Raw genomic sequence first — 12,574 nt, forward strand, 5'->3', positions numbered from 1 at the left:
TCAGCTATCCAGCCAGCCAGCGTGGCGTAGGTGGTCGATGATCCGGTCCACGGCGTCCTCGGCGGAGAGCTCCGCGGTGTTCACCGTGACGTCGGCGTCGGTCGGCGTCTCGTACGGATCGGACACGCCGGTGAAGGCGGGCAGGACGCCTGCGCGCGCCTTGGCATAGAGCCCCTTGCGGTCCCGCGCCTCGCACACCTCCAGCGGTGTGGACACGTGTACCAGCACGAATCCGCCGCTTGCGGCCCGGACCATCCCCCGGACCTGGGTGCGCACGTCGGCGTACGGCGCGATCGGCGCGCACACCGCGGTGCCTCCGGCTCCCGCGACCTGGGCCGCGACGAAGCCGATCCGTCGGACGTTGATATCGCGGTCGGCGCGGGAGAATCCCAGTCCCTGGGACAGGTGGGTCCGCACGACGTCCCCGTCGAGCAAAGTGAGCCGGCGTCCGCCGTATTCCAGCAGTCGGCAGACGAGCAGGCCGGCCAGCGTCGACTTCCCGGAGCCGGACAGCCCGGTGAGAAACACGGTCAGGCCCCGCTTCGAACGTGGTGGGATGGCGCGGGAGAGCTCCGCGGCCACCGTCGGCGGGGTCAGTTCGGCCGGTATCGGGTTGCCAGCGTCGAGCAGCGAGGCCAGCTCCATCCGCCCGGGTGCCCCGATCGCCGGCCCGATGAGGCTGCCGGTCAGGCCGTAGAAGCTGGCCAGATGCGCCCGCTGGGCGGCGAGTTTCGCCAGTTCGTCGGCGGAGCTTGCCGCCGTCTCCGCGCCTGTCCAGGCCGCGCCCGCCGCCGCCCACGCGATGTCCGCCAGGTCCGTCGGCGCCGGGGGGGCGGGCGTCACGGCCGTGGCCGGGCCCGGTACCCCCGCCGCCGCGTCGCTCGGTTTCGCGGATGTTTTCAGGACCGTCGCGCTCATGCCCGGTTCGCGGGGGGTGGCCAGCGCCTCCGACGGGATGACCGGAACGAGGACCAGCAGGCTGCGGTGCTCCGGCGTTCCCGCCTCGCCGGCTTTCGGCCGCCGGTAGGGGTCCGGCTGCGGTTCCGACCGCCGGCCGGCAACACCCGGCGGGCTGATCGCGTCGGCGGCGAGCGCCTCCGAGGAGAGCGTCGCCTCGGCGGCCCGCAACGGGGCGTCAACCGCTTTGAGAGCGGCGAGCAGGCAACGGACCCGCAGGTGATGCTCGGCGTCTGCGGGATCGGCGCCACCCACCGGGGCGAGGACGACACACCGTTTGCCCTGCCGGGTCAGCGCCCGGATCCGGCCCACGTCCGCCGTGTGGAGCAGGCCGTCCGCCCACACCGCCCAGCACGCGCCGGAACCCGCCTCGAGGCTGATCCAGCCTCGGGCGAGCAGCTCGGCCCGGACCTGGGTCGGGGTGAGCCGCAGGCCGGGGTGATCGGGGTGGTGGGGCAGCCGGATGCCCTCGACCGTGCCGACCAGCCGGACCCGGGGTCCGTCCGACCCCCCCGGCTGGTCCGGCAGGGGAATGGTCGTTCGGAGGTGCAGCGCCGCGATCATCACTCCCTCGGTGTCCCGCAGGGCCGCCGTGGAACTCGGTGTCAGTGCCTCGGCCTCGGCTGCGCCGACGACGAGGGTCGGCACCGGCACGCCGTTGATCTCGGGGTCCTCGGGATAACCGGGTTCCGACCCGAAGGCACCGAGCAGCAGCAGTTCCAGCTCGGCGAGCTGGGTCGGGCGCAGGGCCAGCGACGGCCAGGCGACCGACGCGGCCGTCAGCTCCGCGCCCCGGGCCGGCGTCGCCAGGACGGGGGTTGGTCCGGACCCGCCGGACTTGCCGGATCCGCCGGTCGCACTGGCGGCACCGTTGGCACCGGACCTGGGATGGTGATCAGGACCGGGGGCGGGATGGGAGGTGGTACTCACACTTGCGACGGTAGCTGGTGACAGACTCCATCCCAATGAACACCGATGACACCCGCCCGCCGTCCACCGTGCCGGTCGACATCGCGACCGACGAACTCGATGACGACGTCCTGGCCCGACGGCTGGCCACGGACACCGGCAAACTGCTGTTGCGGATCAGGGAGGAGGTCGGGTTCGCCGAACCCGCGACCCTGCGTGACGCCGGGGACGCGCGTTCGCATCAGCTCCTGGCCCGGGCGTTGGCGCGGCACCGCCCGCGGGACGCTGTGCTGTCCGAGGAGGGCGTTGACGACGTCGCGCGGCTGTCCGCGGAGCGGGTCTGGATCGTCGATCCCCTGGACGGCACCCGCGAGTTCGCCGAGCCCGGCAGGTCGGACTGGGCGGTGCATGTCGCGCTCTGGCAGGCCGGCGAGCTCGTCTCGGGCGCGGTGGCGCTGCCGGCGCTCGGGTTGACGCTGTCCAGCGCGGGCGGGCTGCCGCCGCGGCTGGCCGAGGCGCGTCCGCCACGGATCGTGGTCAGCCGGACCCGGGCCCCACAGCTGGTCACGGAGGTCGCGGAGGCACTGGGCGCCACCATCGTCCCGATGGGTTCGGCCGGTGCGAAGGCCTGCGCCGTCATCCGCGGGGAGGCCGAGATCTACCTGCACGCCGGCGGCCAGTACGAGTGGGACTCCGCCGCCCCGGTGGCGGTCGCGCGGTCGGCGGGGCTGCACACCAGCCGGCTGGACGGCTCGCCGCCGCGGTACAACCAGCCCGACCCGCTGTTGCCCGACCTGGTCATCTGTGCTGCGAGCTGGGCATCGGAGGTTCTCCGGGCGATCGGCGCCGCGGGGGGCTCCGGCGGTTGAGGCGCGTGCCTGCGGAGCGCCCTCGGAGCGGCCGCGGAGGGTGGCGATTGTCGATCCATGGTTGTTCTGGATGGCGTCGGTCGTGGATATGGGTCCACCGTGAGGGGCGTAATGCCGCCGGAACCGCCGGCAGGGCCGCCGTGTCCGCTACTTTGGTGGGACACATCGCCTCGACGGGGGGTTTCGCGTGCCGGTGATGGGTTACGAGCTCACCCAGCTGCAGATGCTTGAGGCCGAGGCCGTCCACATCTTCCGCGAGGTGGCCGCGGAGTTCGAGCGTCCCGCCCTGCTGTTCAGTGGCGGGAAGGACTCGATCGTCATGCTCCGGGTCGCGCAGAAGGCCTTCTGGCCCGCGAAGCTGCCGTTCCCCCTGCTGCACATCGACACCGGGCACAACTTCGACGAGGTCCTCGAGTTTCGGGACAGGCGGGCGGCGGAGCTCGCCGCCCGCCTGGTGGTCGGTTCCGTCCAGGCCGCCATTGACGAGGGCGTGCTCACCGAAGACACCCGTCCGGGAGCCTCACGTAACCAGCTACAGACACCGGTGCTGCTCGACGCCATCGCCGACAACAAGTTCGACGCGGTGTTCGGCGGCGCGCGCCGGGACGAGGAGAAGGCGCGGGCCAAAGAACGAGTTTACTCCTTCCGGGACGAGTTCGGCCAGTGGGACCCCAAGAACCAGCGCCCCGAGCTGTGGTCGCTCTACAACGGCCGGCACCGCCCCGGTGAGCACATCCGGGTGTTCCCGCTGTCGAACTGGACCGAGCTCGACATCTGGCGGTACATCGCCCAGGAACGGCTGGAGATCCCCTCCATCTACTACGCGCATCGCCGGGACGTGTTCGAGCGTGACGGCATGCTGCTGGCGGTCACGCCGCTGACCCGCCCCCTGGCCGGTGAGACGGCGGCGCCCCGGCAGGTGCGCTATCGCACGGTGGGCGACATCACCTGCACCGGAGCGGTCGAGTCAACCGCGGCGACCGTCGAGGAGGTCATCGCCGAGGTGGCCACCACCCGGCTCACCGAACGCGGCGCGACCCGGGCTGACGACCGGGTCAGCGAGGCGGCGATGGAGGACCGTAAGCGGGAGGGGTACTTCTGATGGCCGAGTTGCTGCGGGTCGCGACGGCGGGGTCCGTCGACGACGGGAAGTCGACCCTGATCGGGCGCCTCCTCTACGACACGAAGTCGCTGTTCTCCGACCAGCTTGCCGCGGTCGAGCGGACCAGTCGGGAGCGCGGCGACGGCTACGTCGACCTCGCGCTGCTCACCGATGGTCTGCGGGCCGAGCGGGAGCAGGGCATCACGATCGACGTCGCGTACCGTTACTTCGCCACGCCCCGGCGGTCGTTCATCCTCGCCGACACCCCCGGGCACGTGCAGTACACCCGCAACATGGTCACCGGCGCGTCCACCGCCGACCTCGCGCTGCTGCTCGTCGACGCGCGCAAGGGGGTCGTCGAGCAGACCCGCCGGCACGCCTTCCTGACGTCCTTGCTGCGAGTGCCCCATCTGGTGCTCTGTGTGAACAAGATGGACCTCGTCGACTTCGATCGGGACGTCTTCGAGAAGATCAAGGAGGAGTTCCGGCACTTCGCGGCGAAACTGGAGATCGTCGACGTCACGACGATCCCGATCTCCGCGCTGGGCGGGGACAACGTGGTCTCCCGGTCGCCGAGCACTCCCTGGTACGGGGGCAGCTCGCTGCTGCACCACCTGGAGGAGCTCCACATCGCCTCCGACCGCAACCTCATCGATGTGCGCTTCCCGGTGCAGTGGGTGGTCCGGCCGCGGAACGACGACCTGCACGACTACCGCGGGTACGCCGGTCAGGTCGCCGGCGGGGTGCTTAAGCCCGGCGACGAGGTCGTCGTCCTGCCCTCCGGGCTGACCACGCGGATCGTCGGCATCGACACGTTCGACGGCCCGGTTGACGAGGCCTTCCCGCCGATGTCGGTGACCATCCGGCTCGAGGACGATCTGGACGTCTCCCGGGGCGACATGATCGCCCGGCCGATGAACCAGCCGACCGTCGGCCAGGAACTCAACCTGATGGTCTCCTGGATGGTCGACGCCCCGCTGCGCCGCCGGGCCTGGATCGGGATCAAGCACACCACCCGTTCGGTACGGGCGATGGTCACCGACATCTGCTACCGCGTCGACATCGACACCCTGCACCGCGACGAGACCGTCGAGACGCTGGGTCTGAACGACATCGGCCGGATCGCCCTGCGGACGACGTCCCCGCTGTGCTACGACCTGTACCGCCGCAACCGGAACACCGGCAGCGTCCTGCTCATCGACGAGTCGACCGGGACCACTCTCGGCGCCGGGATGATCATCTAGCCGGTGGCGACGGGGAGAGCCGGGGGCCGGGTCAGCCCGGCCGCCGCCCCCAGTCCGGTGGCAGGGAGGATCCCCGGCTGCCGGCCCGGCCGTCGAGGAACGAGATGCGGTCGTTGTTCGCGACCATCGCCGGGCTCGCGAGCCAGGCGGCATAGGCACGCCGCTGGGTCGGGGTCATCCGCGCGGACGGACGCGGATTCCCCGAGGCGTCGAGGAAGTTCTCCGCCGGCGAGGTGATGAACCCATCGGCCCTCGGATCGCCGGTGTAGACGCGGCACGGCCCGCCGGCGGGGGTCACCGCGATCGGCCGGAGCGGGTCACGATCCCGGCGGTCCCAGAGCCGGCGGGCGCTGGTCTCGTAGGCCGCCGCCCAGCCGGGCAGGACCCGGGAGGCGCCCCGCAGGTCCGCGACGACTTGGGCGGGGTGGGTGATCGGCAGGTCGCTGTAACGGGCCCGGATCCAGGCCTCGATCATCTCCACGGTGACCCCGACGCCCAGATGGACGAAGGTGCCCGGTGGGTTCGTCGGATCGATGGACTTGCCCACCTCCCCGAGCACGTCGAGCAGCACCGCCTGCTGCCGGCGGTGGGCGCCGACCGCGTCGGCATGCTCGCGCAGCACCGCCTCGGTCGCATCGGCGAGGGCGCCGGCGAAGAACGCCTGCGCGCGTTCGACCCGCAGGTAGCCCAATGCCAGGGGGCTCGACGAATACCCGCCGGGGGCCGTTTTCCAGCCCTGGACCGAGGCGGCTACCTGGTCGTCGAGATGAAGACCGTAGGTCGTGACATCCTGGGCGAGTAGACCGGCCAGCGCCCCGCCGCGCAGGCACTCCCGCAGCAGCGACTCCCACGCCTCGAGCGGGATCAGCTCGACCAGGGCGGACTGCGCCGCCGCGGCCCCGGTCTGCGGGTCCACCGTGGGACCGGGGACCACGGCGGTGATGGCGTCGTAGAGCTCGTCCCGATAGGTCCGTAGCGCCGGGACGAGGGCCGCCCGCAGCCGGAGGAGCAATGGCCGGTCACCGGTCGCCTGCACGGCCCCGGCCAGCCGGGAGACGAACGAGGCCGAGGCCCGCGGATCGGCACGGCGGCTCTCCTGGCTTCCCGCCGCGGCCACCAGCCGGATCCAGGCATCTTCCAGGGATCGGGCCGTCGCGAGATCCACCGGCAGCGGAAGGGCGAGCACGGCCGCGCCGCGCAGGATGGTGTCGATGTGGTCCGCCGCGAACCGGGCGGCCAGCGCCGGGGTCGCGGCGATGGCGTCCAGCAGCACCCCCTGGTAGTCGGTGACGGTCGGTCGGCCCCGGCTCGTGGGCCCGGCCACGGCGGGGGCGAGCAGGCCGACGTCGTGCGGCGCCGACGGGGCGACCGTGGCATCACCTGGTCCGTTACCTGGGTCCGTTACCTGGCCGGTCACCCGGTCCGTTACCTGGCCGGTCACCCGGTCCGAAGGCCATCCGGCCCAGCCGGTCCAGCAGCGCGCTGTCGAGGCGGGCCGAGGCGAGCAGGGGGGTCAGTAGGACCGTCTCGGCCGTGTCGGTTCTCCCGGCGGTGTTGAACCGACCGAGCCAGGCGGCGTCGAGAGTTCGCCGGTGGCTGTAGGAGGCCAGGGTGGCGCCGAGGATCCCGCCGGTCGAAGCCGAGCGGTTCGGGTGGACGGCGGACCATCGGCCCCCGCGACAGTCCCTCCACCCGGGAGAGCAGCCGCGCGAGCCCGTCGGGTCCCAGCGCGTCGTGAAAGCCCAGGACGAAGTCCGGGTCGTTCATCCGGGACCGCAGCACGGTCAGCGCGTCACGCGGGGTGACCATGCCTGAGGCGTTTCCGCCCGTTCCGCCCCGGCCCGTTCCGCCCCGGCCTGATCCGTGCCGGCCTGATCCGTGCCGGTCCGGCGCGTCCCCCCGCAGCGAGTGCGCCAACGCCCGTCCGGCGGCCACGGCCTGCTCGGAGGTGCGGGGCGCCTCGGAGGTACCAGGAATGCCCGGCGCCTCGCGGTGCACCGGCCGCCGAAGCGGGGCGGATGTCGGCCTGATCGTGATGCCGATCCCGTCGTCGACGCCCTCGGCGAGACGCAGCCGGCGCCGCAGCATGGTGACCTCGGCCTTGACTTCGTCCTCCAGCGCGCCGAGCCGTTCCGCCGGGGCGGGCGGCAACCCGGCATCCGTCAACGCCGCGACGAGGGAGCGGGACCAGGAGCGCAGCAGATCCCCGGCCTCGGTCACGCTGGACACCAGCACACGCATCCGGTCGGGGTCGACGAGCACCCGGCCGCTTGGTCCGGGCATGCGCGTCAGCCGACCTTCCGCGGCCCGCCGGGGCCGGCCGGGGCGAACGCTGTCTCGCGGACCTGCAGCGCTGTCTCGCAGGCCTGCACGCACCGATCGAGGGCCATGGCCGCCTCCGCCGCGAGCCGCCGCATCCGGCGTTGCCAGACCTCGGCCTGACGACCCTCCCAGGCCTCGGCACCGACCGCCGAGATCCGCTCCAGCGCGGCGGCTACGTCCAGCCGGGCACGCCGGGCTTGGGCCAGGGCGACGGCCACCGTCGCGCGACGTCCCTCGGGCACCGTCATGCGCACACCACCCAGATCGTGATCAGGTTTACCGGTGGCGACGCTAACAGCGGCCCGCCCGCCCGCGCCCGCGCGGCGACGCGACTGTGGATGACGCCGGTGCCGGTTCAGCGCCGGTAACGCAGGAACAGGACGTCGTCCTCGGCGAGGATCTGGGTCAGGGTGAGCGCGGCCGGTGCCGGCCACGGCTCGCCTTTCATGATCCCGAGTCGGCCCGGTCCGGCCAGTACCGGGGCGATCGTCAGGCACAGCTCGTCGAGGAGACCCGCCGCGGCGAGCTGGGAGTGCAGCAGCGGACCGCCCTCGGTGAGGATGCGGGTCATTCCCCGTTCCGCCAGGGCCCGGACGGCGAGGTCGGGTTCAACGGCGCTGCCGCCGCAGATCGCGATGTCGGCGACCGCCGCCAGCCGCCGGCGCCGATCGAGGGGCGCGGTCTCGCAGGTCAGTAGCACCGGTCGGATCTCCCCGCGGAACAGCCGGGCACCCGGGTCGAAGCCCGCCGTCGCGGTCACGACCGCGATCGGGGGCACCGCCGCGAGCCCCGCGGCGACGCGCCGCTCCCGCCGTTCGGGCGGGATGACCACCGGCCCGTAGTTCTCCGTCCGGGCGGTGCCGGCACCGACCAGCACCACGTCGCTGAGCCAGCGCAGCAACCGGAAGACCCGCAGGTCGGCTTCCCCGCCCAGGGGGCCCGAGCGGCCGCCCACCTCGGCGGCCCCATCGACCGAGGCCACGAAGTTTGCCCGGGTGTAGGGGGTATGCGCGGCGGACGGGGGGTAGGCGTACACCTCGTCGAGATCGATGTCCTCGATGTCCTCGACGGCCTTCCTCGCGAGCCCGGCGCCCGCCGCGGCCGTGGAGTCTGTGGTCGCTGCGGCGTCTGTGGTCGCTGCGGCCTTCCCGGAGGCCACCGCCCCGGCGGCCCCCGCGGAACCGGCGAACGGGGGTGGAACCGGGAAGATACGTCGCACCGGGCCGACTGTAACGGGCGACGGTGCTGGTCATCCGATCGGCGGCGAACCCAGGTCGGCGGCGAGCCCATGGCCGGCCCGGGGCCGATCAACTGTTGTGGTATCGCGGTCGTTGTGACGTCGGCCGCGATACCGCGGGCCGGGGCGACGGGTACGGGCGTCTCCGTACGCTGGGCGGGTGGCGCAGCGTCTCGTCGATCGCCGGCCGATTGTGCCGCCCGGGGACCTGGTCGCGGCGCTCGTCCCGCCGCCCCGGTTCGACGCGGTCCGGTTCGCCGGCTACCTGCCCGATCCGGCCGAGCCGAGCCAGGCCGCCGCGGTCATGGCGCTGTCCGCGTTCGCCGACCGGTTGACCGCCTCGTCCGGGCGGTCCAGCCGTTCAGATCGTTCCAGCCGTTCCAGGTATGCGGGCCGTTCCGGGAAGGGCGGCCTGTTCGGGCTCCTGACCCGGGGGACGGGGGTGTCGGGTCCGTCCGGATCGGGTCCGTTCGGATCGGGCCCGCGCCGTTCCGGGAGCGCCGGTCCGTCCGGAATGCGGCCGGGGGTGTACCTCGACGGCGGCTTCGGCGTCGGCAAGACCCACCTGCTCGCCTCGCTGTGGCACGCCGTGCCCGGTCCGAAGGCGTATGGCACGTTCGTAGAACTGACCTCCCTGGTCGGCGCGTTGGGATTCGCCGCGACCGCGCGGGCCCTCGCGGGCCTGCGCCTGGTCGCGATCGACGAGTTCGAGCTCGACGATCCCGGCGACACGGTGCTGGTGTCCAGCCTGCTGACCCGGCTCGTCGAGGCCGGTGTCCACCTGGCCGCGACGGGCAACACCCAGCCGGAGGACCTCGGTGCCGGTCGGTTCGCCGCCGCCGACTTCCGCCGTGAGATCCAGGGTCTGGCGGCCAGCTTCGACATACTCCGGGTGGACGGGGAGGACTATCGGCACCGGGGTCTTCCGGCCGCGCCCCCGCCGTGTACCGACGACGAGGTCGGCGCGCGGGCGGCTGCCGAGGAGGGGGCGACCGAGGACGGATTCGCCGCGCTGTGCGAGCACCTCGCCGGGCTGCACCCCTCCCGGTACGGCGCGCTCGTGGCCGGGGTCACCCTGGTCTGCCTGCACCGGGTCGTGCCGGTCGAGGATCAGGCGGTGGCGTTGCGGGTCGTGGTCCTCGCCGACCGGCTCTACGACCGGTCGATCCCGGTCGTGGCCTCCGGCGTGCCCTTCGGGGAGCTGTTCGGAGCGGAGCTGCTCGCCGGGCCGCATCGCAAGAAGTACCAGCGGGCCATGTCCCGGCTGAGCGCGCTGGCCCGGGACGCCGCGGCGGGGAACGACACCGCGGGCCGCGTCGCCGGGATGCTGCCCGGCTGACGCACCCGGCCGGGTGCGCGGCCCGAACGTGCGGCCGCCGCACCCGAGTGGGGTGTCGGAGCCTGCGGTCCGGACGCCGGACCAGGCCGGAGTATCTGTTCGCCGTTCCGGGCGTGGACGACCCGCTGGCGGTCGTGCCGAGGCCTGCGACCATGGGTGCATGGGAACCTACGTCGTGCTGCTCGTCATGGTGTTGTTGGTGGGGCTGGCGGTGCTGGGCGGACTCTATTTCGTGCTGTCCAGGGACCACACCCGGCGCTGAGGGCCGGTGCGCTGAGGGCCGGTGCGCGGACGGGTCAGCCAGCGGTCGGCTCGGCCAGGGGGAGCAGGCGGATGATCACGACCGACTCGCCGTCGAGTTCCACCCGTCCCGGCATGTAAGTGAACCCGTGGGTGGATGCGGCCGGGGCGTCGAACGGGACGCCGTCGAGGGGGACGGCCTGCCGTTCGACGGCCAGGTTCACGACGATCGCCACGTCGCCGCGACGGACCACCAGCCAGCGGGCCTCCTCGTCGAAGGTGCACGCGACCGAGGACCACGCCGGGTCGGTCAGCGCCGGCAGCCGGCGACGCAGCGCGATCAGCCGGCGGTGCCAGTCCAGCAGGTCGGAGTGACCCTCCCGGCTTGGTTCGGACCAGTCGAGTTTCGACTGCTGGAAGGTCGCCGGGTCCTGGGGATCGGGAACGTCCTGCGGCTCCCAGCCGTGGGCGGCGAACTCGGCGCGCCGACCCTCCCGCACCGCGTCCCCCAGCCCGGGGGCGGTGTGGTCGGTGAAGTACTGCCACGGGGTGCGGGCACCCCACTCCTCGCCCATGAACAGCATCGGGGTGACCGCCGAGGTGAGCAGCAGGGCCGCACCGATCCGGAGCAGGCCGTCGCTGAGCGTGGCTGACGCCCGGTCGCCGGCGGCCCGGTTGCCGATCTGGTCGTGGTTCTGCAGGAAGGTGACGAACCGGTAGGCGGGCGTGGTCGGGGGGATCGGCCGGCCGTGGGAGCGCCCGCGGAACGTCGAGTAGCCGCCGTCGTGGACGAACCCACTGGTCAGCGCGTGGGCGAGGGTCGAGATCGAACCGAAGTCCCCGTAGTACCCCTGCCGTTCGCCGGACAGGGTTGCCCACAGCGCGTGATGGATGTCGTCGCACCACTGCCCGTCCAGGCCGTACCCGCCGGCCTCGGGTGCGGCGACCAGCTTCGGGTCGTTGAGGTCCGACTCGGCGAGGGCGAACAGCGGGCGGCGCAGCTGGGCGCCGAGCCGGTGGACCGCCTCGGCGATCTCCTCCAGCAGGTGCAGTGCCCGGCTGTCCTGAAAGGCGTGGACGGCGTCGAGACGCAGCCCGTCGCAGTGGTAGTCGCGCAGCCAGGACAGGGCGCTGTCGATGATGAACGTGCGGACCTCGTCGGAGCCGGGGGCGTCGAGGTTGACCGCGGGGCCCCACGGAGTGCTGTAGCGGTCGGTGAAGTAGGGGCCGAAGCGGCCGAGGTAGTTGCCGTCCGGACCGAGATGGTTGTAGACGACGTCCATGATCACGCCGAGGCCGCGAGCGTGCGCGGCGTCGACGAAGCGCTTGAGCCCGTCCGGGCCGCCGTAGGGCTCGTGCACCGCGAACAGACCGACGCCGTCGTAACCCCAGCCGTGCCGGCCCGGGAAGGCGTTGACCGGCAGCAGTTCGATGGCGTCGATGCCGAGCTCGACGAGATGGTCGAGCTTGCCGATGGCCGCGTCGAAGGTGCCCTCCGGGGTGAACGTCCCGACGTGCAGCTCGTAGAGCACGCTGCCGGCCAGCGCGATGCCCCGCCAGGTCCCGTCGGTCCAGGGGAAGGTCGAGTGGTCAACCAGCCGCGACCGGCCGTGAACCCCCAGTGGCCCCGGCTGCCAGGCCGATCGGGGGTCGGGCAGCTCCTCGCTGCCGTCGTCGAGCAGGAAGGCGTAGTCCGTGCCATGCTTCGCGGACGGGACGTTGACCCACCACCACCCCCGTTTCCCGGCGGTCATCTCGTGCGTCGAGTCGCCGGCGGAGCCCGCCACGACCAGGCTGACCGTCTTCGCCTCAGGGGCCCACAGCCGCAGGGTGCTCATCGGTCTTGTCTACCTGCCAGAGCCGTCGGACACGCCGTGACGGCGACAATGGTGACGACATCGGTCCCCGGCCGAAGGCGCCCGGCTGCCCGGCATGCCGAGCCGGATGGCACCGAGATGGCAGCGAGGTAGTCCCCGGAGGGGAGGGCAGCCGCCGCGCGATGCCTCCACATCTTGATCGTATTGCACCGTTATGCCATGATTTTGCTGTCGTGATGTTCGATCGGAGGTTCGCTGCACTCCCGCCCCTCCGCCGGGCCTACGACACGCCGTCCCACCTGCGCGTTGATTTTCGGGTCCTCATCGCCCCTACGAGGGATCGCAACTCGCACCAGTGATGGAAGCGCCGCAGGTTGAGGGCGAGGCCCTCATCGCCCCTACCCCGCCGACACGTCCTCATGATCCTTACGAGGGACTGCAACATGACGGGCGTGAGCCGGTGCGCGATGTCATTTGCCAGGAGCCTGGGACCAGGGTCTTGCCATGACCTAGCGGGAGTTTCCTAGATAAGTTGATC

Annotated in this window: 10 protein-coding genes; 4 read left to right on the plus strand and 6 right to left on the minus strand. The window is 72.4% G+C overall.

What is annotated here, in order from left to right; translation table 11 throughout:
- Positions 1–1,887, minus strand: a complete 1,887-nt coding sequence (cysC, locus tag AC08OX_RS01970) for an adenylyl-sulfate kinase (RefSeq protein WP_476606219.1) — start codon at positions 1,885–1,887, stop codon at positions 1–3.
- Between the two features lie 35 nt (positions 1,888–1,922).
- Between cysC and AC08OX_RS01975 the strand changes: the two genes are divergently transcribed.
- From AC08OX_RS01975 to AC08OX_RS01985, 3 genes are all read left to right on the plus strand, one after another.
- On the plus strand, positions 1,923–2,735 hold the full coding sequence (locus AC08OX_RS01975) for a 3'(2'),5'-bisphosphate nucleotidase CysQ (RefSeq protein ID WP_476606220.1): 813 nt from the start codon (positions 1,923–1,925) through the stop codon (positions 2,733–2,735).
- Between the two features lie 187 nt (positions 2,736–2,922).
- Positions 2,923–3,837: a sulfate adenylyltransferase subunit CysD gene (cysD, locus tag AC08OX_RS01980; RefSeq protein ID WP_011435784.1), complete on the plus strand. Its 915-nt coding sequence runs from the start codon at positions 2,923–2,925 to the stop codon at positions 3,835–3,837.
- A complete protein-coding gene (locus tag AC08OX_RS01985) occupies positions 3,837–5,081 on the plus strand; it encodes a sulfate adenylyltransferase subunit 1 (protein WP_476606221.1) in 1,245 nt (414 codons plus the stop codon). The genes cysD and AC08OX_RS01985 overlap by 1 nt, the downstream gene beginning before the upstream one ends.
- A 31-nt stretch (positions 5,082–5,112) precedes the next feature.
- Here AC08OX_RS01985 and AC08OX_RS01990 read toward each other — a convergent pair whose 3' ends face one another.
- The 4 genes from AC08OX_RS01990 to AC08OX_RS02005 all read right to left on the minus strand — a co-directional run bounded on the left by AC08OX_RS01990 (position 5,113) and on the right by AC08OX_RS02005 (position 8,622).
- Positions 5,113–6,498: a hypothetical protein gene (locus AC08OX_RS01990; protein ID WP_476606222.1), complete on the minus strand. Its 1,386-nt coding sequence runs from the start codon at positions 6,496–6,498 to the stop codon at positions 5,113–5,115.
- 20 nt (positions 6,499–6,518) lie between these two features.
- Positions 6,519–7,364, minus strand: coding sequence for a hypothetical protein (locus tag AC08OX_RS01995; RefSeq protein ID WP_476606223.1), 846 nt, complete (start codon positions 7,362–7,364; stop codon positions 6,519–6,521).
- Between the two features lie 5 nt (positions 7,365–7,369).
- A complete protein-coding gene (locus tag AC08OX_RS02000) occupies positions 7,370–7,651 on the minus strand; it encodes a hypothetical protein (protein ID WP_476606224.1) in 282 nt (93 codons plus the stop codon).
- Positions 7,652–7,758: 107 nt separating this feature from the next.
- On the minus strand, positions 7,759–8,622 hold the full coding sequence (locus tag AC08OX_RS02005) for a pyrimidine reductase family protein (RefSeq protein WP_476606225.1): 864 nt from the start codon (positions 8,620–8,622) through the stop codon (positions 7,759–7,761).
- A 178-nt stretch (positions 8,623–8,800) separates the two neighbouring features.
- Between AC08OX_RS02005 and zapE the strand changes: the two genes are divergently transcribed.
- The gene (gene zapE, locus AC08OX_RS02010; RefSeq protein ID WP_476606226.1) at positions 8,801–9,979 is read left to right on the plus strand and encodes a cell division protein ZapE; all 1,179 of its coding nucleotides are present in this window, start codon (positions 8,801–8,803) and stop codon (positions 9,977–9,979) included.
- Between the two features lie 296 nt (positions 9,980–10,275).
- Here the strand turns inward: zapE and treZ are convergent, their stop codons facing one another.
- Positions 10,276–12,057, minus strand: a complete 1,782-nt coding sequence (gene treZ / locus AC08OX_RS02015; RefSeq protein ID WP_476606227.1) for a malto-oligosyltrehalose trehalohydrolase — start codon at positions 12,055–12,057, stop codon at positions 10,276–10,278.
- Between the last annotated feature and the right edge of the window lie 517 nt (positions 12,058–12,574).

This window comes from Frankia sp. CoBUL1, from assembly GCF_978021245.1.